The organism is Cupriavidus sp. LA-1, from assembly GCF_055385985.1.
On sequence record NZ_AP031388.1, the window covers coordinates 2583121 to 2608790 of the forward strand.

Sequence of the window (25670 nt, forward strand, 5' to 3'; positions counted from 1 at the left end):
AGAATTCCGGTATGAATGACACAGAAATTGAGCTGATCGATTCGGCACGCCTGCCGACGCGGTTCGGCGACTTCACGGCGCACGCCTTCAAGGGCGCCGATTCAGGCATCGAACACCTGGCTCTCAGCGTGGGCGATGTGTCGGGCGACAACGTCCTGATCCGCATGCACTCCGAATGCCTGACCGGCGATGTCTTCGGTTCCTGCCGGTGCGACTGCGGCCCGCAGCTCGAACTTGCCATGGAAAAGATCGCTGCCGAAGGCCGCGGCATCCTGCTGTACCTGCGCGGCCATGAAGGCCGTGGCATTGGCCTGGCCGAGAAGATCCGCGCCTACCGTCTGCAAGACGGCGGGCTCGACACGGTCGATGCCAACCTGGCCCTGGGCCAGGCCATCGACGCCCGCAACTACGCCTTTGCCGCCGACCTGCTGCACCAGTGGGGCGTCAAGTCCGTGCGCCTGATGAGCAACAATCCGCTCAAGGCGGCCGCACTGGAAAAGGCTGGCATCACTGTCACCGAGCAAATGCGCCATATCGTGCCGTCCAACGCCGAGAACGAAAAGTACCTGGCCACCAAGCGCACGCGCATGGGGCATCTGCTGGACTGATCGCTGCGCTGGCTGCACCAGCCCGCTGCCGGAATCCGGGGCGGGCTTTTTCATGCGCAATTAGTTGCTGACGGAAACTATTGCTCATAGAATCTAACCGCCGTCCGACCTCAGGCTGTCCATGTCCAACGCTGCCAACGCCACCAACTCGATCCTCGAATTCATGTCGTTCCGCCTGAACCGGCTGTGCGAAATGACCAAGAGCTCCGCCTCCGGCATCTACGAGCATGAATTCGGCGTCGGTTTGCGCGAGTTGCGCGTGCTGCGCTTTGCCGGACTGGAACCCGGGCTGACGCTGACGCGGCTGATCGAGCTGGTGCTGCTGGAGAAAACAGTGACTTCCAAGCTGGTCACCACACTGGCAAAGCGAGGCCTGCTGCGCCGTGAAGTGGGCGAGGCCGATGCCCGGCAGGTGAACCTCTACCTGACCCCGGCGGGGGAGGCACTGGTGGCGCAGACGTACCAGCGCGGCGACGTGCTGGAGAAGATGTTCCTCTCGGTGCTGACAGAAGCGGAAGTGCAGACGCTGGACCGGTGCATCGACAAGCTGACCGCAGCCTTGATCGCGCACCAGCAGGCCTCGGATGCGCAGGCGGGTTGATCCGCGGGCGGCAATCCCTCAATGAAAACAAAGCAAGGAGACAGCATGTCGTTGAAGACCCATCCGGAATCGTCGCGGCCGTGGCGCCGCCTGGCATGCCTGGCGCTGTGCGCGGCGAGCCTGCCGGCCTGGAGCCAGAGTGCAGCGAGCGCCGCTGCGCCAGCGCCGGCCGCCGCGGTGCCGACGGTTGCCGCCGCGCTGGAAACCGACCCGAACCGCCTGGGCTGGATGCAGGGGTTTCCGCCGCCGCCGGACAAGCAGATCACGCATGTGCCGGGCGCCGACAGGTTTCCGCGCAACCGCTGGCTGTTCTCGCACATCCGTGAACTGGTCCCGACCGCGTCCGTCTGGCGCGGCGCCGGTCCCGCCAGTGCGCTGCCGCGCGCGGAGCGGGATATCGGCGCGGTGCCGTTCACCGATGCCGACGGCACGCGCCGGACCTTCGACGAGATGCTGGCCCTGACCTATACCGACGGCATCCTGGTGATGCACAAGGGCAAGGTCATCTATGAGCGCTACTTCGGCGCACTTGACGGCCATACGCCCCATATCGCCATGTCGGTGACGAAGTCGTTCGTCGGCACGCTGGCCGCGATGCTGGCGGCCGAAGGCAAGCTGGATCCGGCCGCGCCGGTGACGCGCTACCTGCCCGAGATGGCCGGCACCGCCTACGGCGACGCCACCGTACGGCAGGTCATGGACATGACCATCGGCGTGCGCTACTCCGAGGACTATGCCGATCCCAAGGCAGAGGTATGGGACTATGCGCGCGCCGGCGGCATGCTGGCCCGCCCGGCCGGCTACAGCGGACCGGGGACCTTCTATGACTTCCTGAAAACGCTGCAGAAGGACGGCGGCCACGATGCCGTGTTTGCCTACAAGACCGTCAATGCCGAGGTGCTGGCCTGGATCGTGCGCCGCGCCTCGGGCCAGTCGCTGGCCAGGCTGCTGTCCGAACGGATCTGGCAGCCGATGGGCGCGGAGCAGGATGCGTATTTCACCGTGGACAGCATCGGCACCGAGTCCGGCGGCGGCGGGCTGAACACCACGCTGCGCGATCTCGCGCGTTTTGGCGAGACCATCCGCGGCAACGGGCGCTTCAACGGCAAGCAGATCATTCCGGCGTCGGTGGTGGCGGATATCCGCCGCGGCGGCGACCGCGAGCAGTTTGCCTGGTCCGCCAGCGCCCCGGTGCTGCCGGGCTGGAGCTATCGCGACATGTGGTGGGTTTCGCACGACAGCCACGGCATGTTCCAGGCTGCCGGCATCCATGGCCAGCGCATCTACATCGACCCGAAGGCTGAGCTGACCATCGTGCGGTACGCCTCGCACCCCGTGGCCGGCAATGCGGCCAACAATCCGATCACGTTCCGCGCCTTCCGGGCGCTGGCGGATTCGCTGACGCGATAAGGCGATGGCCCGGGCAGCGTGGCTACGCCGCCCGGGCCATTCCGGCTTGTTACTCCGCTGGCGGCGATTGGCCCGCCTGCGCCGCCGCCGGATCGCGCGGCGCTACTTCCGCCTTGATCCGCTCGCCGTGGTCGCGCTCTGCGACCTTCAGGTCATAGCGCAACTGCAGGTTCATCCACGAGCGCGCGTCGCCGCCGAAATAGCGCGCCAATCGCAGCGCCGTGTCCGGCGTAATGCCGCGCTCCTCGCGCACGATCTCATTGATGCGGGCCGCGGTCACGCGCAGGGCCAACGCCAGCGCGTTGGCGCTCATGTTCAGCGGCACCAGGTATTCCTCGCGCAGGATTTCGCCCGGGTGGATGGGCGGCATGCCGTCCTTGAATTGGGCCATGGCTGTAGTCCTCAGTGATAGTCGATGATCTCGACGGCCGCCGGGCCGTCATGGGTCCAGATGAAGCAAATCCGCCACTGGTTGTTGATGCGGATGCTGTAGCGGCCCTTGCGGTCCCCGCTCAGCAACTTCAGCCGGTTGCCCGGCGGCGAACGCAAGTATTCCAGGGTCATCGCATCGTCAAGCATGGTGAGCTTGCGCCTGGCCACGTCGCAGACATGGGCGAAGCGCGGCACACAGCGGCCCGCGAACAACTCAAAGGTGTCGGAACATCTGAATGACTGGATCATATCGTATACCGGTAATCGATAAATAGCAATTCAGCGAAAACCAGGCATTGCCTGGGCGAGCATCCATCAAAGCCGCTCAGCTCTCACGCCACACCGTCACTTGTCTGATTCCAGGCGACGCGATCGATACCAATTCTTTTCCAACCTGATAGACTGTATGGATGTACAGTGGTCGGGCCGCCCACCCGTCCCTCCCTTAACGTCCTGATTCGAAAGAGAAATCGTGTCGAGCAAGCAGCTAATCCGCATTCGCGGCGCCCGCCAGCACAACCTCAAGGATGTCGATCTCGACCTGCGTCCCGGCGAGATGACAGTGGTGACCGGGCCGTCCGGCTCGGGCAAATCCAGCCTGGTGTTTGACACGCTCTATGCCGAAGGGCAGCGCCGCTACGTCGAGACCTTCAGCGCCTACGCGCGCCAGTTCCTGGACCGGATGGACCGGCCCCAGGTGGAGCGCGTGGACGGGGTGCCGCCGGCCATTGCCATCGACCAGACCAACCCGGTGCGCAGCTCGCGTTCGACCGTGGGCACGATGACGGAGCTGAACGACCACCTGAAGCTGCTCTACGCGCGCGCGGCGGAACTGTTCGACAAGCAGACCGCGCAGCCGGTGCGCCATGACTCGCCCGAGACCATCTATGCCGAACTGGTGGCGCGCACGGCCGCGGGCCAGCCGCACCACGACGCGCGCCTGGTAGTGACCTTCCCGGTGGAGTTGCCGGAATCGGCCACCGACGAGGAAGTCCAGCAGTGGCTGTCGGTCAGCGGCTATACCCGCGTGCAGGCGCAGCGCGTGGTGCAGTCGCCCACGGGCGCGCGCAAGGTGCTCGACGTGGTGGCGGACCGGTTCCGCATCGGCAACGCCGAGAAGGTGCGCGTGGTCGAGGCCATCGAGGCCTCGCTCAAGCGCGGCGGCGGGCGCGTCAATATCAATGTGCTGACCGATGGCGATGACGGCCCGGTATGGCGCTTCTCGACCGGCCTGCACAGCCCGGACAGCGACCTGCGCTATGCCGACCCGCAGCCGGCGCTGTTCTCATTCAACTCCGCCTACGGTGCGTGCGAGACCTGCCGTGGCTTTGGCCGCGTGATCGGCGTCGACCTTGGGCTGGTGATCCCGGACTCGCGCAAGACGCTGCGCGGCGGCGCGATCAAGCCGATGCAGACTCCGGCCTGGAAGGAGTGCCAGGATGACCTGATGCGCTACGCCGCCAAAGCCGGCATTCCGCGCGACACGCCGTGGGCGGAGCTGACCGAGGCTGAGCGCCACTGGGTCATCCATGGCTCGCCGGACTGGAACGGCCAGTGGAACAAGCACTGGTACGGCGTGATGCGGTTCTTCAACTACCTGGAGTCGAAGGCCTACAAGATGCACATCCGCGTGCTGCTGTCGAAGTACCGCAGCTACACGCCGTGCGATACCTGCGGCGGCGCGCGCCTGAAGACCGAGTCGCTGCTGTGGCGCCTGGGCTCGAAGGACAATGCCGATGCCGTGCTGGCGCCCCCGCGCCGCTTCCTGCCGCGCGGGGTGGACTGGGATCGCACGCAACTGGAGGCGCTGCCCGGCCTGACCGTGCATGACCTGATGCTGCTGCCGATCGAGCGCATCCGCCGCTTCTTCGACGACCTGACCCTGCCCAGCGCGATGCTGGACGATGCCCTCAAGCTGCTGCTGGCCGAGGTGCGCACGCGCCTGAAATACCTGTGCGACGTGGGTTTGGGCTACCTGACGCTGGACCGCCAGAGCCGCACGCTGTCCGGCGGCGAGGTGCAGCGCATCAACCTGACCACGGCGCTGGGCACCTCGCTGGTCAACACGTTGTTTGTGCTGGATGAGCCCAGCATTGGCCTGCACCCGCGCGACCTGAATCGCATTGTCGAGGCCATGCACCGGCTGCGCGACGCGGGCAACACGCTGGTGGTGGTCGAGCACGACCCGTCCGTGATGCTGGCCGCCGACCGCCTGATCGACATGGGCCCTGGCCCGGGCGAGCGTGGCGGCAATATCATCTTCGACGGCGCGCCGGCGGATATCCGCAATGCCGGCACGCTGACCGGCGAATACCTGGGCGGGCGCCGGCGCGTGGCCGATGCTTCGCACTGGCAGCGCCGGCCGGTGGATGCCCAACTGCCGCGCATCGTGCTGGAAGGCGCCACCGAGCACAACCTGCAGGACGTCACGGTCGAGATCCCGCTGCAGCGGCTGGTATGCGTGACCGGTGTGTCGGGTTCGGGCAAGTCCACGCTGCTGCAGGACGTGCTGCATCCGGCCATGGCGCGGCACTTCGGCAAGGCCACCGAATCGCCGGGCGCATATCGCAAGCTGACCGGCGCGGAGCTGGTCGACGATGTGGTCTTTGTCGACCAGTCGCCGATTGGCAAGACGGCGCGTTCCAACCCGGCCAGCTACGTTGGCGCGTTCGACGAGATCCGCAAGATCTTCGCCAAGGCGCCGCTGGCGCTGCAGCGCAGTTATACCGCTGGCACCTTCAGCTTCAACTCGGGCGACGGGCGTTGCCCGACCTGCGGCGGCTCGGGCTTCGAGCATGTCGAGATGCAGTTCCTGAGCGACGTCTACCTGCGCTGCCCGGACTGCGACGGCACCCGCTACCGCCCGGAAGTGCTGGAGGTGAAGATCGAGCGAGCGGCCCCGGGCCAGCTGCCGCGCCTGCTGAGCATTGCCGACGTGCTGGAGCTGACCGTCAGCGAAGCCGCCGCCTGCTTTGCCGCGGACCCCGCGGTGCTGCGCGTGCTGCAGCCCATTGTCGACGTGGGCCTCGAGTACGTGAAGCTGGGCCAGCCCGTGCCGACGCTGTCGGGCGGCGAGGCGCAGCGCCTGAAGCTGGCCGGCTTCCTTGCCGAAGCCGCGCAGGCAACGCCGTCCAGAACCCGTCCCAGCGCCATGCCGCGCCGCCTGTTCATGTTCGACGAGCCGACCACGGGTTTGCACTTCGACGATATCGCCAAGCTGATGCGCGCCTTCGGCAAGCTGCTGGACGGCGGCCATTCTCTGATCGTGATCGAGCACAACCTTGACGTGATCCGCGCCGCCGACTGGCTGATCGACCTTGGCCCCGAGGGCGGCGATGCCGGCGGGCGCGTGGTCTGCACCGGCACCCCGGAAGACGTGAAGCGCTGCGCCGAATCGCATACCGGCCAGGCGCTGATCCACTATGACGCGGCGCTGGGCCAGGCCGGCACGCTGGCCGCCGAGCGCGCCGGGATCGAAGGCGTGCCGCTGCAGGCCGCGTTGCAGGCACGGCGCGCGCGCCGCGAGGTGGAGGGCGAGGACGTGGTGCGCATCGTCAATGCGCATGAGCATAACCTGAAGGCGCTCAACGTCGATATCCCGCACGGCAAGTTCAACGTCGTCACCGGCGTGTCCGGATCGGGCAAGTCGACGCTGGCCTTCGACATCCTGTTCCACGAAGGCCAGCGCCGCTACCTGGAATCGCTCAACGCCTATGCACGCTCCATCGTGCAGCCGGCGGGCCGGCCCGAGGTCGACGCGGTCTATGGCATCCCGCCCACGGTGGCGATCGAGCAGCGCCTGTCGCGCGGCGGCCGCAAGAGCACGGTGGCGACCACTTCCGAGGTCTGGCACTTCCTGCGCCTGCTGTACGTCAAGCTGGGCATCCAGCATTGCGTGCATGACGGCGCGCCGGTGACGTCGCAGAGCCCGGAGTCGATCGCCGCGCAGCTGCTGCGCGACCATCGCGGCCAGCACGTGGGGATGCTGGCGCCGCTGGTGGTCAACCGCAAGGGCGTCTATACGGACTTGGCCAAGTGGGCCAAGGCACGCGGCAATACGCACCTGCGCGTCGACGGCGAATTCCTGCCGGTCGATCCGTGGCCACGGCTGGACCGCTTCCGCGAGCACACCATCGAGCTGCCGGTGGGCGACCTGGTGGTCTCGCCCGACAACGAGGCCGAGCTGCGCGCGCTGCTGGCGCAGGCGCTTGAGGCCGGCAAGGGCGTGATGCACCTGCTGGCACCGCTGGACGGCCTGCACGATGCCATGCACAACGGTGGCACCGCGCATGTGGGCGAGGTCAAGGTGTTCTCGACCAGGCGTGCCTGCCCGGTGTGCGGCACCAGCTATCCTGAGCTGGACCCGCGCATGTTCTCGTACAACAGCAAGCACGGCTGGTGCACCACCTGCGTGGGCACCGGGCTGGCGCTGACGCGCGAACAGCGCGCGGCGTTCGACGATACCGTGCTGGTCGAAGACAACCGCGGCCGCGAGCAGAGCCTGCCGTCGGAAGAGCAGGAACCTGAAGGCGTGGTCGATACGCCGTGCCCGGACTGCCATGGCACGCGCCTGAACCTGGTGGCGCGCGCGGTGACCTTCGATGAGAACGCCATTGTCGACGTGGCCCAGTGGACCGTGTCCGATACCCGCCGCTGGGTCGATGGCCTGCGCCTGGCCGGGCGCGATGCCGAGATCGCGCGCGATGTGATCAGCGAGATCGGCAGCCGCCTGCAGTTTCTGGAAGAAGTGGGGCTGGGCTACCTGAGCCTGGACCGCGCCGCGCCGAGCCTGTCTGGCGGCGAGGCCCAGCGCATCCGCCTGGCCGCGCAGCTGGGCAGCAACCTGCAGGGCGTCTGCTACGTGCTGGACGAGCCCACCATCGGCCTGCATCCGCGCGACAACCAGATCCTGCTGGATGCGCTGCGCAAGCTCGGCGACAAGGGCAATACGCTGGTGGTGGTCGAGCACGACGAAGACACGATCCGCCGCGCCGACCATATCATCGACATCGGCCCCGGCGCGGGCAAACGCGGCGGCACGCTGGTGGCGCAGGGCGGCGTGGCTGAACTGTCCGCGGCGCCGGACTCCACCACTGGCCAGTTCCTGGCGCACCCGATCATCCATCCGCTGCAGGCCCGGCGCACGGTGAAGCCCGGCGCCGCCGGCAAGCCGGCCGATCCGCCGGAATGGCTGACCGTGCACGGCGCGTCGCTGCATAACCTGCGCAAGGTGACGGCGCGCATTCCGCTGTCGCGGCTGGTGGCCATCACCGGCGTGTCCGGTTCGGGCAAGTCCACGCTGGCGCGCGATGTGCTGATGACCAACCTGCTCGATGCGGTGGGGCGTTCGGTGCTGTCGTCGCCGGCCACGCGCCGCGCGCGCAATGCGGCGAAGGATGCGGCCAAGGCAGCGAAGTCAGCCGCCAGGAAGCCGCTCAATATCGAGCACAACTGGCACGGCTGCGATGCCATCACCGGCTGGGAGTCGATCGACCGCGTGCTCGAAGTGGACCAGACCCCGATCGGCAAGACGCCGCGCTCGTGCCCGGCCACTTATATCGGCGTGTGGGACACCATCCGCCGGCTCTTCGCCGATACGCTGGAGGCGCGCGCACGTGGCTACAGCGCGTCGCGCTTCTCGTTCAACACCGGCGACGGGCGCTGTCCGGCATGCGAAGGGCAGGGCGTGCGCACCATCGGCATGAGCTTCCTGCCGGACGTGAAGGTGCCGTGCGATGTCTGTCACGGCCAGCGCTTCAACCCCGAGACCCTGGCGGTGACCTGGCGCGGCAAGAATATCGGCGACGTGCTGACGATGGAGATCGACGAGGCGGTGGCGTTCTTCTCCGCCATGTCGAACATCGCCCATCCGCTGCAGCTGATGAAAGACGTGGGCCTGGGCTACCTGACGCTGGGCCAGCCATCGCCAACGCTGTCGGGCGGCGAGGCGCAGCGCATCAAGCTGGTCACCGAGCTGAGCAAGGTGCGCGACGACATCACGCGCCGCGGCCAGAAGGCGCCGCACACGCTGTACGTGCTGGACGAGCCCACCGTGGGCCTGCACATGGCCGACGTGGCGCGCCTGATCCGCGTGCTGCACCGGCTCACGGATGGCGGGCACAGCGTGGTGGTGATCGAGCATGACCTCGACGTGATTGCCGAGGCCGACTGGATCATCGACCTCGGTCCCGAAGGCGGGGCGGGCGGCGGCACCATTGTCGGCGCGGCCGATCCCGAGGCCCTGTCACGCAACAAGGCCAGCCATACCGGGGCGGCGTTGGTGCCGGTGCTGGCGCGCGGCAATGCGGAGACCGGCAAGGTCGGCATCGCATAGGAAGACCTGGTGCGGCGAGGGGCGTACGGGTACGCCTTTCGCTTGCCCATGGCTACCGGCGCGCACATTGCGCCCGAACGGAGATAACCATGAATCCTGCCCAGGCGCGTGACCCGGGCGATACCCACGCCTTGTTTCGGGTTGCTCGGGTTCTTGGCAGCGGCCTTGCCCAGCGCGGATTATCGCGGTAGACGGGGCGGGTGTTCCTCGCGCTGGTCGGTGTGGTCGGCCTTGTCGGCCGGCACTTCGGCCGGCAGGTCTTCGGCAGCATGCATGACTTCATCGGCGATCTCTTCCTCAGGGCTCTCCTCGTCCTGCGCCGTGTGGGCCTCATGCTCGCGCTCCTCGATTTCTTCCCCGATATCGTCGGTTTCCAGTTCGAGATCGGGGTCGAGCGTGCTGGGGATATAGCCGGCGTCGGCGCGCGCGGCACCGGACGCAGTGTTCTCGCGCGAACGGCGGCCGGCCGAGGCCTGTGCGCCTTCGCGCGGCGCAGGCGCTGCGCCGCCCACGCGGTCACCGTGGCGCGCACCGGTGCGGCGGGTACGTACGGTCTTGCTCATGGTGCCTCCTGTCCGGTTGGTCGGTCGGATTCAGTAGTTCTCCACTGGCTGCTGGCTGTCCTCGGGCTTGCCGGGGTGCCTGACCGAAGGCGGCTCGCGGTCCTCGTCGGGGATGTCATGCTCGTGCTCGACATGGTGGCGCCGGTCGCGCCCGGGCTTGCCGCGCTCATGCTCGGTGTCCGGGCCACCCTTGTGCGGATCGCGCGGCTCGCTGCGGCGACGGGTGGTGTCGTGGTCGGGCTGGCGATGGGTGCTCATGGTGTCTCCATGGAGGTTGCATGGCGCTGCCGCTCAGTCGGTACCGGCGCGCAGTTCATCGGATACGGCACTCACGCCGCGCACCGAACGCGCCAGTTCCATTGCCATCGTACGCTGTTTCTCGTCGCGCACGGTACCTTCCGGCTTGACCACGCCCTCGGTGGTGGATACGCGGATCCTGGCCGGCTTCTGCAAGCGTCGTTCCCGCCGAGCCATGTGCCTTGGCATCGGCCGGGGCGGCCCTGCGATGCGCCTGGCCGCCGCCTGTGCGCCTTGCGACGCAGTCAGGGACACGGACCTTGTGGCGCAAACGCCGTGCCTTTTGCAGCCATTGCAGAAACTGCAGGCCCGGCGTGGCGTACCGCCTGTGTCGCGTCCTGTGCTTGTTTGCGGTCCTGTCTATAGTGAAGGAAATGCTGGCAATAACTGGCGTGCGGCATGTGCCGGCCGAGCACAGTCCGCAGCGCCGGCCCCATTGCCGCGGCGGCACCTGTGTGCCCCGCGTGCCGACGGGCCTGACAGCGCAGCCGGGGGGAGCTGATCATCCGTTGCGAGGTAGCTATGAACTTAGCCAGCATTCTGTCCACCGTGGTCCTGGCCTCCTCCGTCGCGGTATCTTCGGCGCCGGTGGAGCGCCAGTTGCTTGCGATCACGCCGTCGGACTTCGCCCAGCGCTTCAATACCGTCGCGCAGGACACCGGCTCCGGCCTTGCCCTGCCCAGCTTCAAGGTCGAGCCCGGCTGGCACCGCGCCGCGCCCAGCTCGGGCGTTTCCGTGCTGGTCCGCGCCAGCCGCGCCGGCTATGCCATCGATGAGGTGGTGGTCGTGTGCCGCGAGGTCGAGCGCTGCTTCCTGACCATCTGCACGGCCGCGCTTGCGATTGACGACAGCGTCAACCCGCTGCTGTTGCAGCGCTTTATCGTGGCGCGTATCGCCACCGAACTGGGCGAAGTCGGCCTGGTGATCTCGGGCCTGGCGTATATCGTCGTGACGCCGAAGGAAGACGATTACGTTGCCGTCGTGATCCGGCCCTACCTGCCGCAGGACCGCAGTGCTTCTCCAAACCAGGCAGCGCGCGAGCCGCAGGACGATGCACACCCACCGCAGCATGGCCATGCCGCGCCGCATGCGATGCCACGTGCGGCACCGCATGGCGTGCCGCTCCATCCGCATGGGCCGCTGACGCCGGTCGTGGGGCAGACGACGCCGCCGCAGGCGTCCTGAGCGATCAGGGCTCGCGCAGCAGCAGTGCCACCGGCAAGCCGCCCAGCACCTCGCGCAGCCGCAGCCGGCCCATGGGCGCGTCGAGCGCATGGCCGGTCAGCGCATCGGTCCAGCGGCTGTGCTGGGGCGCCCCCACGTTCAGCGTGGTGTCGCCCCAGCTTGCGGGCGGAATGCGCGGTACGGTCGGATCTACCCGCGCGCTGGCCAGCCGTGTCACCACCGTGATGGCCTGGCACGCGTCCGTGGTGCGCGCAAAGGCCAGCACCTGGGGTACCAGCGCCCCCTGCGTGGACAGCATGTCGTATTGGCCTTCGGCAAAGAGCGCGGGTTGCGCGCGGCGCACGGCCAGCACCTGGCGCACCAGCTGCTGCTTGATGCGCCCGTCGCGCCAGTGCGCCAGCCAGTGTGCCCAGCCTGCGCTGCAACCCAGGCGCGCCTGCAGCCGCGCATAGTCCGGCTGGCGCCGGTTGTCCGGGTCCACCAGGCTCAGGTCCCAGCTTTCGCAGCCCTGGTAGCGGTCAGGGATACCCGGCGCGGTCAGCTGCACCAGCACCTGCGCCAGGCTGTTCACGGCGCCGGCCACGGCAATGCGTTGCGCAAACTGGCCGATCTGCGCCAGCACGCCCTGTGGCCAGGCTGCGGCAATACCACGCAGGAAGGCTTCGCAGGCAGCTTCGTATTCCGTATCGGGACAGGTCCAGTTGCCGTGGCGCTTGGCTTCGCGGATGGCCTTGAGCTGCCACGCGGACACGCGCGCAAGCAAGGCCTCGATGGCGCTGGTGTCCGCCAGGTGGCCGATGTCTTCCATCGGCCACGCGCCGATCAGGGTCTGGTACAGCATCAGCCGGTCGCCAGGGTCCGGCGCCAGCGGCAGGGTGGACAGCAGGGGCGCGCATTCGCACTCCCATGCGGCCACGGCGTCGGCCCAGGCGCCAGGCACCTCGCTCAGCACGGCCAGGCGCATGCGCGCGTCTTCACCGCGCTTGTGGTCGTGGGTCGCGGTGGCCAGCATGGCATCGGGGCAGGCCAGGCGGCGCGCGGCCATGCGTGCGTGGAACTGTGCGGGCGGCATCGCCAGGCGGCCCGGATCGCTGCCCACCTCGTTGCGCGACAACAGCCGGCCATAGCGGTAGAAGACGGTGTCTTCGCCAGCCTTGGCCGCCAGCGCCGGCATCAGCTGCTGCAGGCGGCGGCGCAGCGCCCCGGTTTCGCTGTCGGCGGGTGCGGCCGTGCGCAAACAGCCGCCGATAAAGGCCAGCGCGACGGCCTCATCGGGGGCCAGGCCGGCGCGCGCCGCCTGGATGGCCTGGTCCAGCATGGCGGCATCGGCATGGGCCGCGGCGGCATCGCGTTCGGCGGGTTGCGCATCGAAGTAGCTGCGGTAGAGCGGCACGGCCGCCATCAGTGCCGCCAGCGCGCGCCGCAGCGCTGCGCGGGTCAGGTCGCGGGTGCCGGGTTCCTGCTCCGCGCAGTCGTGCAGGCCGGCGGCGAGGCCTTCGAACTCCGTCACCAGGTGCCGCGCCAGCACCTGGCGCCGCGCGGCCTCGACATGCGCGGCACAGGATCGTGTGTCGCCACTGACGGAGGCCCACAGCGCGCCCAGCGGCGCCTCGCCGTTGCCGTCGTGCAGCACGGCGGCGACGTCATCCATGAAGTCGTAGCCGGTGGTGCCGTGCACCTGCCAGTCCGGCGCCAGACGCTCGTACGGGCCCAGGATCTTCTCGACCACCAGCCACGGGTGTTCAAGCCGCAGCAGCGGCGGGCGCGCGGCGGCGTGGCGGTCCAGTTCGGCGCGCAGCCTGCGGCAGTAGCCAGCGGGATCGGCCAGGCCGTCGACATGGTCCACGCGCACGCCGTCGATCCAGCCTTCGCCCAGCAGGCGGAGAACCAGTGTGTGGACGGCGTCGAACACCTGGGGGTCTTCCTCGCGCACGCCCACCAGGTCGCTGATTTCGAAGAAGCGCCGCCAGTTCAGTGCGGCGGCTGCGGTGCGCCACCAGGCCAGCCGGTAGTGCTGGCGCTCCAGCAGCGCATGGAGCCGGCTGCGGCCTTCGGCCTGCGTGGTGTCGTACCAGACCGGCCGGCTGGTTTCGGCCCCGGCATCCACGCTGCCCGGCGCGAGCGGCAGCGAGTGATCGAAGTAGCGCAGGTGGGCGGGCGCATCGCCACTCGCGGGGACCCAGCGCAGTTCGCCGGCGACCATCGTGTCCCAGTAGGACTGGCCCAGGATCGGCAGCAGCACCTTGCCGTGCAGCGCCGGGTCGCGCGAGGTCCAGTCGATGTCGAAGCACGCGGCAAAGCGGCTGGCGCGGCCGTGCGTCAGCACGTCGCGCCACCAGCCGTTGTGGGTGGCATCGGCCGCCATATGGTTGGGCACGATATCGAGGACCAGGCCGAGGCCGGCGTCGCGGGCGCGCGCAGCCAGCGCCTTCAGGCCGGATTCGCCGCCCAGTTCGGCGCGCACGCGGGTGAAGTCCGTGACGTCATAGCCATGGGTGGAGCCTGGCCGCGCGCAGCAGACCGGCGACAGGTACAGGTGGCTGACGCCGAGCGCGGCGTAGTAGCCGACCACGCCGGCAGCATCGGCAAAGGTGAATCCCGGGTGCAGCTGCAGCCGGGCGGTGGCGCGCGGCAGGGCTTCCGGCGCGCGCTCGGACATCATCTTGAGCGCGCCGCCGCGGGCTCGCACACGGTGGCGACGCAGGCGCGCGGCGGCAACATGCCGGCCGACAATGCGGCGGCCGCGCCGGCGACGCTTTCATGCAGTGCGGTGCTCATGTCGCGGCACGGGCGCGTGCACGGCACGGCGTCGCTGCCCAGGTTCAGCCACAGGCTCAGTTCCATGCCGTCCGTCAGGCGCCAGCGCGCGCACAGTGCCGCCGGGCCCAGGATATCGACGCCGGCGCTCTGGCAGCCGGCCAGCCGGTGCAGCAGCTCGCGGCGCCGCACGGCCAGCAGTTCGCGGTAGTACGGCGTCCAGTCTCCGTCATCCTCGAGTTCGGGGCGCGAGGCTTCGAAGGTGGCCGGGTCGTTGGGGTCGGGGATCGCCGCGGCGCGCGCATCGTCGCGGAAGGCGGCGGTGGCGGCGAACTCGCGGCGGCGCCCGTCGCGCACGGCGCGGGCCAGTTCCGGCGGATGGCTGGTGAAGTACAGGAAGGGCCGCTGCGTGCCGGTCTCCTCGCCCATGAACACCAGCGGCACCTGCGGGCACAGCAGCTGCAGCGCCACGGCGGCGCGCAGTGCGTCGCGATCCGCCAGGCTGGCCAGCCGCTCGCCCAACGCGCGGTTGCCGGCCTGGTCATGGTTCTGCAGGAAGCAGACAAAGGCCGTGGGCGGCAGGTGCGCACTGGGCTGGCCGCGACGCACGTCGTGCGCCGCGGCAGAGCGAAAGCAGGACAACTCGCCCTGGTAGGCAAAGCCCTCGCCCAGCACGCGCGCCAGGTGACGCAGCGCAGGCTGGCCGCGGGCGATCGCCACCGAGGCCGCAGGCGCCTCACCCTCGGCCTCCCGGCAGGAGGTGTAGTCGCGGTAATAGCCGTCTTCTTCACGGGTCAGCAGCACGTGCAACGCATGGTGGGCGTCGTCGTTCCACTGCGCGTCATAGCCCGCGGCCAGCAGGCCGGCATCGTTGTTGTCGTTTTCCAGCACGAGGTGGAGATGGCGGTTGGCGCTGTCGCCCGCGGCCAGCATGGCGCGCAGTTCGCCCGGCAGCGCCGCCAGCCAGCCTTCATCGTCGATGGCGTGCACGGCATCGAGCCGCAAGCCGTCGAAGCGGAACTGCTCCAGCCAGTAGCGCGCATTCTCGGTGAAGAAGCGCCGCACCTGCGGCTGGCGGAAATCGATGGCCGGGCCCCACGGGGTCTGCCGGTCGGCACGGAAAAATGCGCTGGCGTAGCGGTGCAGGTAATTGCCCTCGGGCCCGAAATGGTTGTAGACCACGTCGAGCAGCACCATCAGGCCGAGCTGGTGTGCGCAGTCGACCAGTGCGCGCAGTTCGTCCGGCGTGCCGTAGCCGGACTCCGGCGCAAAGGGAAGCACGCCGTCGTAGCCCCAGTTGCGCGTGCCGGGAAACTCGGCGACCGGCATCAGCTCCACCGCGGTGAAGCCCAGCGCGGCCAGCCGCGGCAACTGCTGCGCAGCGCCCGCAAAGCCGCCACACAGGCCCACGTGCATTTCATAGATGCAGGCTTCGTGCCACGGGCGCCCGCGCCAGTCGGGGCATGTCCATGCGAACGTGCCGGCGGCGTCGGGGGCGGGCACGATGCTGGGTCCGTGCACGTCGTCGGCCTGCCCGCGCGATGCCGGGTCCGGCACGATCGTGCCATCGTCAAGCCGGAACCAGTAGCGAGCGTCTTTGCAGCAGGGAACAATGGCCTCGAACCAGCCGTTGGGGCCGCAGGCCATATGCGCCGGACCCAGTCCGGCGATTTCCAGCCGCACGGCTTGCCCGTGTTCGGCCGCATCCGGCGCCCACAGCCGGAAACGCACGCGCCCGTCGGGCAGCCAGGCCGGTCCGAACAGGTAGTCCTGCAGGCGTTCGTCGCCGGAGCAGAAGGCAGGTGCGGCAGGCGCTGCAAAGCAGTCGCGCGGGGCCAGGCTGGGCGATGCGGACCTGGCGCCGGTGACGGGAAGAAACGGGTTGACAGTCAAATTCGGCTCCTGCCTTCTGGCGTATTCGGACCGCTTCCGGGCGACGACGGCCAGCCCTGACGCCATGCGATCCCCATGCCAGCAGACTGCGCATGCGCGGGTGGGGCAACCGGCCAGAGGACAAGTGCGTGGCCGGCCTAGTTACATGGGCCATTGTAGAAACTACCCAGGCACGGCGACCGTGCAATTTCCCACTCCGTCAACCTCGCCAGGCCAGCGGCAAAGCTGCGTGCCTCAGGCGGCGCGCGGGCCGTGCGCGCCGGACTCCACATCCCAGCTTGTGCCGCTGGCGTGGTGCAGCAGGCGCACCGGCACGGGTTCGACCTTCCAGATGCGCTCGCAATACTCGCGGATCGCCCGGTCCGAGGAAAATCTGCCCGAGCGTGCGCACGACAGCACTGACATGCGCTGCCAGCGCTGCGGATCGGCAAACACATCCGATACCAGCTGCTGGCATTCCATGTAAGAGGCAAAATCCGCCATCAGCAGGTAGGGGTCGTGCCCCTGCTGGGGGTTGAACAACGGACGGAACAGCGCCGGGTCGCCGCGCGAGAAAAATCCCTGCTGGACCAGGTCGATCACCGCGCGCAGCTGCGGGTTGCTGTGGTAGTAGGCCGCGGGGTCATAACCGTTGGCACGCAGCGCATAGACTTCGGGCGCGGTCAGGCCGAACGGGAAGAAATTGTCGCTGCCCACGGCCTCGCGCAGCTCGATATTGGCGCCGTCCATGGTGCCGATATTCAGTGCGCCATTCATCGCGAACTTCATGTTGCCGGTGCCGGAGGCCTCCTTGCCCGCCAGCGAGATCTGCTCGGCCAGGTCCGCCGCCGGGTAGATGCGCTGCCCGTAGGTGACATTGAAGTTGGGCAGGAACACCACCTTGAGCCGGTCGCGCACCTGCGGGTCGCGGTTGACCACGTCGGCCACCGAGGTGATGAAGCGGATCATCAGCTTGGCGTAGGCATAGCCGGGCGCCGCCTTGCCGCCGAACAGGAAGGTGCGCGGCGGGATCTGCGCGCCGGGGTCGGACTTGAGGCGGTGATACAGCGCAATCACATGCAGCACGGCCAGATGCTGGCGCTTGTATTCGTGGATGCGCTTGACCATCACGTCGAACATGGACGAAGGGTCGACCACCACGCCGGTGGTGTCGCGGATCAGTTGCGCCAGGTCGGTCTTGTTGGCCAGCCGCACGGCCTGCCATTGCTCGCGGAAGCCGGCGTCGTCCGCATGGGGTTCGAGCGCGCGCAGTTGCTCCAGGTCCGAGATCCAGCCCTCGCCGATCGCGTCCGACACCAGCCGTGTCATGCGCGGGTTGGACAGCGCCAGCCAGCGCCGCGGGGTCACGCCGTTGGTGATGCTGGTGAATTTCTCCGGCCACATGTCGTAGAAATCCTTGAGCACGTCCTCGCGCATCAGCCGCGAGTGCAGTTCGGCCACGCCGTTGATGGCGTGGCTGCCCACGCACGCCAGGTTGGCCATGCGCACCTGCCGTTCGCCGTTTTCACCGATCAGCGAGAGCCGCGCCAGGCGCGATTCGTCGCCGTAGAAGCGGATCCGCACCTCGTCCAGGAAGCGTGCGTTGATCTCCAGGATGATCTCGAGGTGGCGCGGCAGCACCTGGCCAAACAGCGGCAGCGGCCACTGCTCCAGCGCCTCGGGCAGCAGCGTGTGGTTGGTGTAGGCAAAGGCATTCTGCGTGATCTGCCAGGCCTCGTTCCAGGGCAGGTCATGGTCATCGACGAGCAGCCGCATCAGCTCGGCAATGCCCACCGCCGGGTGGGTGTCATTGAGCTGCACCGCGAACTTCTCGTGGAAGCGCGTCACCGGGATGCCGTCGACGGCCAGCAGCCGCAGCATGTCCTGCAGCGAACAGGCGACGAAGAAGTACTGCTGCTCCAGCCGCAGCTCCTTGCCCTGGCTGGTCTCGTCGTTGGGGTAGAGGACCTTGGTCAGGTTCTCCGAGGTGACCTTCTTGCTGACCGCGCCCAGGTAGTCGCCGCGGTTGAAGGTATGGAAGTCGAATGCCTCGGTGGCGTCCGCGCGCCATAGCCGCAGGGTGTTGACGGTATTGACGCGGTAGCCCAGGATCGGCGAGTCGAACGGCACGCCCACCACGGTCTTGGCCGGCACCCAGCGTACGCGGTAGTGGCCGCGATCGTCGGTGTAGTGCTCGGTATGCCCGCCCAGGCGTACCTGCACCGCCCATTCCGAGCGCTGGATCTCCCATGGATTGCCGTTGCGCAGCCAGGTATCGGTCTTCTCCACCTGCATGCCGTCCATGATGGTCTGCTGGAAGATGCCGTATTCGTAGCGGATGCCATAGCCGAGCGCGGGAATTTCCAGCGTCGCCAGCGAATCCATGAAGCAGGCCGCCAGCCGGCCCAGGCCGCCGTTGCCCAGCCCCGGCTCGACCTCCTGGTCCAGGATGCGGCCGAGATCGAGCCCGGCCGCGGCCATGGCCTCGCGGACCTCGTTGAAGATGCCCAGGTTGATCAGGTTGTTGCCCAGGTGCGGGCCCATCAGGAACTCGGCCGACAGGTAGGCGACCGTGCGCGAGGGCTGGCCCAGGTAGGCCTCGGCGGTGCTGATCCAGCGCTGCACCAGGCGGTCGCGCACGGTATGCGCGGCCGCCTGGTAGAGGTCGTTCTGGCTGGCATGGCCAGGCAGCTTGCCTTGGGTATGGAACACGTGGTCAAGAAAGGCCCGGCGCAGGCTGGCACCGGACAGCGCGGTACGGGTGTCGTCGGCATGCTCGGGGCGGAAGGCTTCCGTCATGGCGGGCTCCTGCGCATGGGGGTGGGTCAAGCTTAGCGGATGGTGCGATGCGCGCGTGGACGGATCGCGGCGCTGGTCTCGCGCACGGCACTTTTGGCGCCACGCACGGCATCGGCCCGTGCGCGTACCGCCGGGGTATCGAACAGCGCACGCACGTCGGCATCGAGCCTGCGCTGCCAGTTGGGATGGACGCTGGTGGTGCCGGGCAGGTTGGGCTGCTCGGCTTCCCCCAGCAGGTCTTCCAGCGGGACCAGGCGCATGGCGGTGCGCGCCGTGCCCAGCCACGCCAGCACGGCATCGAGCGGGGCATGGGCGGGGCCTGGCTCGGCGCCGCGGCACAGCCCCGCCGCGCACAACGCCTGCCATAGCGCACTGCGCTCGCGCGCACGGCCGGCTTGCGCCTGTTCGGCAGTCTCGCCGGGCGGCAGCAGGCGCAGCCGGTCGCGCCACGCCAGGTCACGGCCCACCCACCAGCCGGTGACCGTGGGGAGGTCGTGCGTCGAGGTGGTGGCGACGGCATCGGGCGGCCAGGCCGTGGGTGGCAGGAAGGCCGGGACCGTGTCGGCCGCCGGGTCGGGCACCCGCTGGGCTGCCTGCGCCGCATCGGCGGGCGCGTGCTCGTCGCGCTGGAACCACAGCACGTCGATGCCCAGCACGCCACGCGCCGACAGCGCCGCATTCAGCTCCGGCGGCACCGTGCCCAGGTTCTCGCCGATGATGATGGCACGGTGCCGCCATGACTCCAGCGCCACCAGCCGCAGCATGTCCTGCAGCGGGTAGCGCAGGTAGGCGCCGTCGCTCGCCGGCGCACCGGCCGGCACCAGCCACATGCGTGCCAGGCCCAGCACATGGTCGATGCGCAGCCCGCCGGCATGGGCCAGGTTGGCGCGCAGCATCTCCAGGAAGGCAGCGTAGCCGTTGCGGCGCAGCCCGCGCGGCGAGAACACCGCCACACCCCAGTCCTGCCCGAGCGGGTTGTACAGGTCCGGCGGCGCGCCGGCATGGAAGCCTGCCAGGATTTCCTGTTGCCGCGTCCAGGCCTGGCTGCCGCCGGGGTCGGCGCCCACCGCCAGGTCGCAAACGATGCCGACCGCCATGCCCGCGTCGCACGCCGCACGCTGCGCGCGTGCCATGCCGTCTGCGGCGATCCATTGCAGGAAGGCGTGATAGGCAACCTCGTCGGCATGGGCCTGCGCAAAGGCCGCCACGGCGGCGTCGGCGGGCGAGCGCAGCGTGACCGGCCAGCAGCGCCAGTCCGGCGCGGCGTTGTGGTTGGTGCCGTTGGCGCTGTCGGCCAGGCGCTGGGCCTGGATCGCCTCGTAGCAGGCGTGCGCATGCAGCGCGGTGCCGCCGCGCGCGCGAAAGGCGGCGCAGTCGTCGAGCGCCGCGCGCGCCAGCAGGGTCCCGCGGCGCTCCCAGAGCCAGCGCACGATGGCGTAGCGCAGCGGCGCCAGCGCGATCCAGTCGATCTCGCTGCGCGCTTCCAGCGCGGCCAGGGCCTCGCCCGCGCCCAGCGCGGCGATGGCCGCGTCCAGCGCGGCCTGCCCGAACTGCGCGGCGGGGTCGGCATAGAGCGGATTCAGGAACAACCGGCTGGACGGCGCATAGGGGCTATAGCGTTCGGGAAGCGCGGCAAAGCCGGCGTGCAGCGGGTTGATGGCCACGGCGTCGGCGCGGGCCCCGGCGGCGCTGAGGCAGCACTGCGCCAGCGCACTCAGGTCGCCCATGCCGCAGGGCGCGCCGCGGCGCAGGCTGTAGAGCTGCACCGCCAGGCCCCAGGGCCGGGACCGCTCGCCCGCGCGGCCGGCGTGGCGCAGGGCATCGGCAACGCCGTAGCAGCGCGGCGGCGCGACCGCCAGCACGGTGTGCGCATCGCCCAGCTCCAGGCGGTGGTAGCCGCAAACGTCGATGGCCGGCAGCAGCATGGCACCGCCGCTGTCGCGCGCGCTGTCATCGTTGCCGCGCACCGCGGTGCCAGTGACGATGGCGCCGTCCTCCAGCGTCAGCCGGTAGGCGCGCTGCGGCAGCGTATGCGGCCAAGGCACCGCCACCGGCTTGCCGCGCTCGGCGGTTACCAGCGGCGGCAGCGCGTGCGCGGCGTCGTCGGAGGCAAGCCACGCGCGCGACGCTTCGCACTGGCCGGTGGTGGCGCCAGGCAGGCCCAGCCCGTCCAGCACGCGCCGCAGCGCGGCGTCGGAGACCGTCCGGGGCTGGTTCCAGGCATCCGTCCACTGCGGCAGCAGGCCCGCGCGCAGCGCCAGCGCATGCAGCGGCGTGGGGGCGGCGTGGCGGGTGGCGCGCGGGCTCACGCCTGTATCTCCTGCGGCGCGCCCAGGGGCGGGCTTTCCTGGGGCGGGCTATGGCGGCTGCGGGCCTGCGCCGCCAGCAGCACCAGCGAGTGGCCCGCGACCGCCTGGCTGCCGGCGACCGCCTGGCCGGCTAGCTCGGCCTCGGTGGCGTCTGGCCGGCTGCTGTCGAACAGCAGCGCCCACGCCAGCACGGGCTCGGGCAGCAGGAAGGATGCCTCGGCATCGCCGGCGTTGAGCAGAAGCAGCGTTACCTGCACAGTGTCAGCATCGATCTCTTCCCCCTGTGCCAGCGAGCCCAGCTGCGTGCGCTCCGGTTGGGGCGGCGCGGCCGCGCGGCGCAGCGCGAGCGTGCGGATCTCCGGGTCGGCCCATGCCTCGGGGGTGGGCGGCATGCCGCCGGTATCGAACCACGCAATGTCGGCGATGCCATGCGCCGGTTCCTCGCGCCCGTGCGCAAAGCGGTCGCCGGCCAGGGAATGCAGCCGCCGGCGCAGGGCCAGCAGGCGGCGTACCATGTGCTGCAGCGGCTGCGCGCCGGGCGTCTGGGCCTGCTTCCAGTCCAGCCACGAGATCTCGTTGTCCTGGCAGTAGGCGTTGTTGTTGCCGCGCTGGCCGCGGCCCCATTCGTCGCCGGCGGTCAGCATGGGCGTGCCCTGCGACAGCAGCAGCGTGGCCATCAGCGCCTGCGCCACGCGCTGGCGCCGCGTCAGGATCCCGGGATCTTCGGTGGGGCCTTCGATGCTGCCGTCCGGGCTCCAGTTGGCGCTGGCGTTGTCGTCGGTGCCGTCGCGGTTGTCTTCGCCGTTGGCCTCGTTGTGCTTGCTGCTGTAGCTGACCAGGTCGGCCAGGGTGAAGCCATCGTGCGCGGTGATGAAGTTGATGCTGGCCCACGGGCGCCGGTGCCGTCGGTCGAACAGGTCGGCCGAGGCCGCCAGCCGCGCCGCCAGTTCGCCGCGGTGGCCCGCATCGCCGCGCCAGAAGCGGCGCGTCACGTCGCGGAACTTGTCGTTCCACTCGGCAAAGCCCGGCGGGTGGTTGCCCAGCTGGTAGCCGCCGGGGCCCAGGTCCCACGGCTCGGAGATCAGCTTGACGCGGCTCAGCAACGGGTCCTGCATCAGCGCATCGAAGAAGCCCGAGCCCGCGTCGAAGCCGTTGCCCTCGCGCCCCAGCGTGCTGCCCAGGTCAAAGCGGAAGCCGTCGGCGTGGTAGCACTGCACCCAGTAGCGCAGCGAGTCCAGCACCATCTGCAGCACGCGCGGATGCGACAGGTTGAGGGTATTGCCGCAGCCGGTGTCATTGATGTAGTGGCGCTCGTCGCCCGGCATCAGCCGGTAGTAGCTGGCGTTGTCCAGCCCGCGCCAGGACACCGTCGGCCCCAGTTCGTTGCCTTCGCAGGTGTGGTTGTAGACCACATCCAGGATCACTTCGATGCCGGCGGCGTGCAGGCGCCGCATCGCCACCTTGCACTCCTGCAGCTGGCCGGTGCCGAGATAGGCCGGCTCCGGTGCAAAGTACGCCATGGTGTTGTAGCCCCAGTAGTTGCGCAGGCCGCGCTCCAGCAGGAAGCGGTCCTGCAGGATGGCGTGCACCGGCAGCAGCTCGACGGTGGTCACCCCAAGCTGCAGCAGGTGGTCGATGAAGCGCGGGTCGCACAGCGCGGCGAAGCTGCCGCGCAAATGGGGCAGCAGGTCGCCGCGCAGCATCGACAGGCCGCGCAGGTGGGCCTCGTAGATGACGGTGGCGGGCCACGGCACCGCGGGCGGGCGATCGTCGCCCCAGTGGAAGCTTTCGTCCACGACCACCGCTTTCGGCATGGTCGGGGCGCTGTCGCGGCGGTCCGGCGTGAGGTCGCCGCGCGCGCTTTGCAGGCGGTAGCCGAACAGCGCATCCGACCAGCGCACCGGTCCGCTCAGCTGGCGCGCATACGGGTCCAGCAGCAGCTTGTGCGGGTTGAAGCGGTGCCCGTGAGCGGGATCGTAAGGGCCGTGCGCGCGGTAGCCGTACAGCGTGCCCAGCGCGGCGTTCGGCAGATAGCCGTGCCAGATCTCGTCGGTGCATTCCGGCAGCCGCAGGCGCGCCAGCTCCTTGCGGCCGTTGTCGGAGAACAGGCACAGGTCGATGCGCGCGGCGTGGGCCGAGAACACCGCGAAATTGACCCCCAGGCCGTCCCAATGGGCACCCAGGGGAAATGGCTTGCCGGGCAGCAGCCGGTCGGCAAACTGGCGGGTCATGGCGATGCGCCCTGGGTACCACTGGTCTGATCGAAGCGCAGCACCAGCGTGGCCAGCGGCGGCAGCGTCAGCGCGAGCGAAGCCGGCTGGCCGTGCGACGGCACGTCCACCGCCGCCACCGCGCCGCCGTTGCCGGCATTGCCGCCGCCATACACGGCCGCATCGGTGTTCATGCATTCCTGCCAGGTGCCGCCATACGGCACCCCGAGCCGGTAGCTGTAGCGCGGCACCGGGGTCATGTTGACCACCACCAGCACCACCTCGCGGCTGTCGGCGCCGGCGCGGCGCAGCCATGCGAACACGCTGTTGTGGTTGTCGTCGCCCACCACCCATTGGAAGCCCTCGGGGCTGTGGTCCAGCGCATGCAGCGCGGGCAGTTCCCGGTAAAGGCGGTTCAGGTCGCGTACCAGCGTATGCACGCCGCGGTGCATGGGCTGGTCCAGCAGCGGCCAGTCGAGCTCGGCATCGTGGTTCCATTCCTGCCACTGCGCCAGCTCGCCGCCCATGAACAGGAGCTTCTTGCCCGGGTGCGTCCACATGAAGCCGTAGTAGGCACGCAGGCCGGCAAAGCGCTGCCAGTCGTCGCCGGGCACCTTGCCGATCATCGAGCCCTTGCCGTGCACCACCTCGTCGTGCGACAGCGGCAGCACGAAGGCCTCGGACCAGGCATAGACCAGGCCGAAGGTCATGTCCTGGTGGTGCCAGGCGCGGTGGACGGGCACATGGCCCAGGTAACGCAGCGTATCGTGCATCCACCCCATATTCCATTTGAAGTCGAAGCCGAGCCCGCCGCTGGCGACGCTGGCGGTCACGCCGGGCCATGCGGTGGACTCCTCGGCGATGGTCAGCGCGCCGGGGCAGCGCTCATGGACCACGGCATTGAGCTCGCGCAGGAAGTCCACGGCTTCCAGGTTCTCGCGGCCGCCGAAGCGGTTCGGTACCCACTGGCCGGGCTGTCGGCTGTAGTCGCGGTAGAGCATGGATGCCACGGCGTCGACGCGCAGGCCGTCGGCGTGGAAGTGCTCCAGCCAGTGCAGCGCGCCGGCCAGCAGGAAGCCACGCACCTCGTTGCGGCCGAGGTTGTAGATCAGCGTGTTCCAGTCCTGGTGCAAGCCTTCGCGCGGGTCCTTGTGCTCGTACAGCGCGGTGCCGTCGAAGCGCGCCAGCCCGTGCGGATCGGTGGGGAAGTGCGCCGGTACCCAGTCCAGGATCACGCCGATGCCGGCCTCGTGGCAGCGGTCGATAAAGCCGGCGAAGGCCTGCGGCGGGCCCAGGCGCGCGGTGGGCGCATACAGCGACAGCGGCTGGTAGCCCCAGGAGCCGCCGAACGGGTGCTCGGTGACGGGCAGCAGCTCGATATGGGTGAAGCCAAGCTCCTGCACATAAGGCACCAGCCGGTCGGCCAGGATTTCCCAGCCGCGTTGCGGGTCGTTGGCGGCGCGCAGCCAGGACAGCACATGGACTTCGTAGACGGACATCGGCGCGCTGTAAGGGTTGGCGGCTTCGCGGCGTGCCATCCAGCCGGCGTCGTGCCAGGTGAACGGCGGCGCGCCTTGCCCCGGGCCGGCGACGACCGATGCGGTGGCGGGCGGCGCCTCGGTGGCCTGCGCCAGCGGGTCGGCCTTGTCGGGCAGTTCGGTGCCGTGCGGGTCGAGCAGGTCGTACTTGTAGCGGCTGCCCGGCTGCGCGCCCAGTGCGGCAGGGACGAACAGCTCCCAGATACCGCTGGGATGGCGCAGCCGCATCGGGTGCCGCGCCGGATGCCAGCCGTTGAAGTCCGCGATCACCGACACGCGCCGCGCGTTGGGTGCCCAGACCGCGAAGCGCACGCCGTCGATGCCGTCCACGCGCTGCCATTGCGCGCCGAGGCAGGTGCCCAGTTCAAAATGGCGGCCCTCGGCGATCAGGTGCAGGTCCAGCTCGCCCAGCAGCAGGCCGAAGGCGTAGGGGTCGGCGCTGCATTCCTCGGTCCCGTCGGACCATTGCACGCGCAGCCGGTAGCCGGCCGCATCGGCATTCTGTGCGCGCGGCAGGCGTGCGGCGAAGACGCCGCCGCCATGCAGCCGCGCCATTTCCACCAGCGGCGATCCGCTGGCATCGGCCAGCTGCGCCGATGCCGCGCCCGGCAGGCAGGCGCGCACCAGCGTGCCGTCGCCGTCAGGATGCGGGCCCAGCACCGCAAACGGGTCGGCGTGGCGCGCACCCAGCAGGGCATCGAGTTCAGGGCCCGGCAGCATCCCGGCTTGCGTGCCGGTTTGCCTGGCGCCGGTGG

At 69.3% G+C, this 25670-nt stretch carries 16 protein-coding genes; 5 read left to right on the forward strand and 11 right to left on the reverse strand.

Translation table 11 applies throughout. From position 1 onward, the window contains the following. The first annotated feature begins 11 nt into the window (after nucleotides 1-11). The 3 genes from ribA to ACZ5MJ_RS30840 all read left to right on the forward strand — a co-directional run bounded on the left by ribA (nucleotide 12) and on the right by ACZ5MJ_RS30840 (nucleotide 2619). Nucleotides 12-608, forward strand: coding sequence for a GTP cyclohydrolase II (ribA, locus tag ACZ5MJ_RS30830; protein ID WP_464224809.1), 597 nt, complete (start codon nucleotides 12-14; stop codon nucleotides 606-608). A 121-nt stretch (nucleotides 609-729) separates the two neighbouring features. Further along, the gene (locus ACZ5MJ_RS30835; RefSeq protein WP_464224810.1) at nucleotides 730-1209 is read left to right on the forward strand and encodes a MarR family winged helix-turn-helix transcriptional regulator; all 480 of its coding nucleotides are present in this window, start codon (nucleotides 730-732) and stop codon (nucleotides 1207-1209) included. Between the two features lie 45 nt (nucleotides 1210-1254). Continuing rightward, nucleotides 1255-2619, forward strand: a complete 1365-nt coding sequence (locus ACZ5MJ_RS30840; RefSeq protein ID WP_464224811.1) for a serine hydrolase domain-containing protein — start codon at nucleotides 1255-1257, stop codon at nucleotides 2617-2619. 49 nt (nucleotides 2620-2668) lie between these two features. On the opposite strand, the gene ACZ5MJ_RS30845 is transcribed toward ACZ5MJ_RS30840, so the two are convergent. Then, nucleotides 2669-3010, reverse strand: a complete 342-nt coding sequence (locus ACZ5MJ_RS30845; protein ID WP_464224812.1) for a HigA family addiction module antitoxin — start codon at nucleotides 3008-3010, stop codon at nucleotides 2669-2671. A gap of 11 nt (nucleotides 3011-3021) precedes the next feature. Then, the gene (locus ACZ5MJ_RS30850; RefSeq protein WP_464224813.1) at nucleotides 3022-3300 is read right to left on the reverse strand and encodes a type II toxin-antitoxin system RelE/ParE family toxin; all 279 of its coding nucleotides are present in this window, start codon (nucleotides 3298-3300) and stop codon (nucleotides 3022-3024) included. Between the two features lie 223 nt (nucleotides 3301-3523). On the opposite strand from ACZ5MJ_RS30850, the gene uvrA reads away from it, so the two are divergent. Beyond that, on the forward strand, nucleotides 3524-9385 hold the full coding sequence (uvrA, locus tag ACZ5MJ_RS30855) for an excinuclease ABC subunit UvrA (protein ID WP_464224815.1): 5862 nt from the start codon (nucleotides 3524-3526) through the stop codon (nucleotides 9383-9385). 179 nt (nucleotides 9386-9564) lie between these two features. Here the strand turns inward: uvrA and ACZ5MJ_RS30860 are convergent, their stop codons facing one another. From ACZ5MJ_RS30860 to ACZ5MJ_RS30870, 3 genes are read right to left on the reverse strand one after another with little or no spacing between them, the layout of a single operon-like run. Continuing rightward, nucleotides 9565-9948, reverse strand: a complete 384-nt coding sequence (locus ACZ5MJ_RS30860; RefSeq protein ID WP_464224816.1) for a hypothetical protein — start codon at nucleotides 9946-9948, stop codon at nucleotides 9565-9567. A 30-nt stretch (nucleotides 9949-9978) separates the two neighbouring features. Beyond that, a complete protein-coding gene (locus ACZ5MJ_RS30865; protein ID WP_464224817.1) occupies nucleotides 9979-10206 on the reverse strand; it encodes a hypothetical protein in 228 nt (75 codons plus the stop codon). A gap of 33 nt (nucleotides 10207-10239) precedes the next feature. Continuing rightward, on the reverse strand, nucleotides 10240-10401 hold the full coding sequence (locus ACZ5MJ_RS30870) for a BON domain-containing protein (protein ID WP_464224819.1): 162 nt from the start codon (nucleotides 10399-10401) through the stop codon (nucleotides 10240-10242). A 366-nt stretch (nucleotides 10402-10767) separates the two neighbouring features. Between ACZ5MJ_RS30870 and ACZ5MJ_RS30875 the strand changes: the two genes are divergently transcribed. Next, nucleotides 10768-11430, forward strand: coding sequence for a malto-oligosyltrehalose synthase (locus ACZ5MJ_RS30875; RefSeq protein WP_464224820.1), 663 nt, complete (start codon nucleotides 10768-10770; stop codon nucleotides 11428-11430). A gap of 4 nt (nucleotides 11431-11434) precedes the next feature. Here ACZ5MJ_RS30875 and treY read toward each other — a convergent pair whose 3' ends face one another. The 6 genes from treY to glgB form a co-directional block, all read right to left on the reverse strand. Further along, nucleotides 11435-14092, reverse strand: coding sequence for a malto-oligosyltrehalose synthase (gene treY, locus ACZ5MJ_RS30880; protein WP_464224821.1), 2658 nt, complete (start codon nucleotides 14090-14092; stop codon nucleotides 11435-11437). Then, on the reverse strand, nucleotides 14089-16080 hold the full coding sequence (gene treZ / locus ACZ5MJ_RS30885; protein WP_464224822.1) for a malto-oligosyltrehalose trehalohydrolase: 1992 nt from the start codon (nucleotides 16078-16080) through the stop codon (nucleotides 14089-14091). Before treZ ends, treY begins: the two co-directional genes overlap by 4 nt. A gap of 234 nt (nucleotides 16081-16314) precedes the next feature. After that, on the reverse strand, nucleotides 16315-18858 hold the full coding sequence (locus ACZ5MJ_RS30890; protein WP_464224824.1) for a glycogen/starch/alpha-glucan phosphorylase: 2544 nt from the start codon (nucleotides 18856-18858) through the stop codon (nucleotides 16315-16317). 32 nt (nucleotides 18859-18890) lie between these two features. Beyond that, entirely contained in the window at nucleotides 18891-21167 is a 2277-nt protein-coding gene (gene malQ / locus ACZ5MJ_RS30895; RefSeq protein WP_464224825.1) for a 4-alpha-glucanotransferase, read from the reverse strand. Then, entirely contained in the window at nucleotides 21164-23398 is a 2235-nt protein-coding gene (gene glgX / locus ACZ5MJ_RS30900; RefSeq protein WP_464224826.1) for a glycogen debranching protein GlgX, read from the reverse strand. The genes malQ and glgX overlap by 4 nt, the downstream gene beginning before the upstream one ends. Next, nucleotides 23395-25635: a 1,4-alpha-glucan branching protein GlgB gene (gene glgB / locus ACZ5MJ_RS30905; protein ID WP_464226655.1), complete on the reverse strand. Its 2241-nt coding sequence runs from the start codon at nucleotides 25633-25635 to the stop codon at nucleotides 23395-23397. Before glgB ends, glgX begins: the two co-directional genes overlap by 4 nt. Nucleotides 25636-25670 lie beyond the last annotated feature (35 nt).

Bases quoted from the DNA above. Each gene is read 5' to 3' on its own strand.
- ribA (WP_464224809.1), top strand. From the start codon at position 12: ATGAATGACACAGAAATTGAGCTGATCGATTCGGCACGCCTGCCGACG.
- ACZ5MJ_RS30835 (WP_464224810.1), top strand. From the start codon at position 730: ATGTCCAACGCTGCCAACGCCACCAACTCGATCCTCGAATTCATGTCG.
- ACZ5MJ_RS30840 (WP_464224811.1), top strand. From the start codon at position 1,255: ATGTCGTTGAAGACCCATCCGGAATCGTCGCGGCCGTGGCGCCGCCTG.
- ACZ5MJ_RS30845 (WP_464224812.1), bottom strand. From the start codon at position 3,010: ATGGCCCAATTCAAGGACGGCATGCCGCCCATCCACCCGGGCGAAATC.
- ACZ5MJ_RS30850 (WP_464224813.1), bottom strand. From the start codon at position 3,300: ATGATCCAGTCATTCAGATGTTCCGACACCTTTGAGTTGTTCGCGGGC.
- ACZ5MJ_RS30860 (WP_464224816.1), bottom strand. From the start codon at position 9,948: ATGAGCAAGACCGTACGTACCCGCCGCACCGGTGCGCGCCACGGTGAC.
- ACZ5MJ_RS30865 (WP_464224817.1), bottom strand. From the start codon at position 10,206: ATGAGCACCCATCGCCAGCCCGACCACGACACCACCCGTCGCCGCAGC.
- ACZ5MJ_RS30875 (WP_464224820.1), top strand. From the start codon at position 10,768: ATGAACTTAGCCAGCATTCTGTCCACCGTGGTCCTGGCCTCCTCCGTC.
- treY (WP_464224821.1), bottom strand. From the start codon at position 14,092: ATGATGTCCGAGCGCGCGCCGGAAGCCCTGCCGCGCGCCACCGCCCGG.
- ACZ5MJ_RS30890 (WP_464224824.1), bottom strand. From the start codon at position 18,858: ATGACGGAAGCCTTCCGCCCCGAGCATGCCGACGACACCCGTACCGCG.
- glgX (WP_464224826.1), bottom strand. From the start codon at position 23,398: ATGACCCGCCAGTTTGCCGACCGGCTGCTGCCCGGCAAGCCATTTCCC.
- glgB (WP_464226655.1), bottom strand. From the start codon at position 25,635: ATGCTGCCGGGCCCTGAACTCGATGCCCTGCTGGGTGCGCGCCACGCC.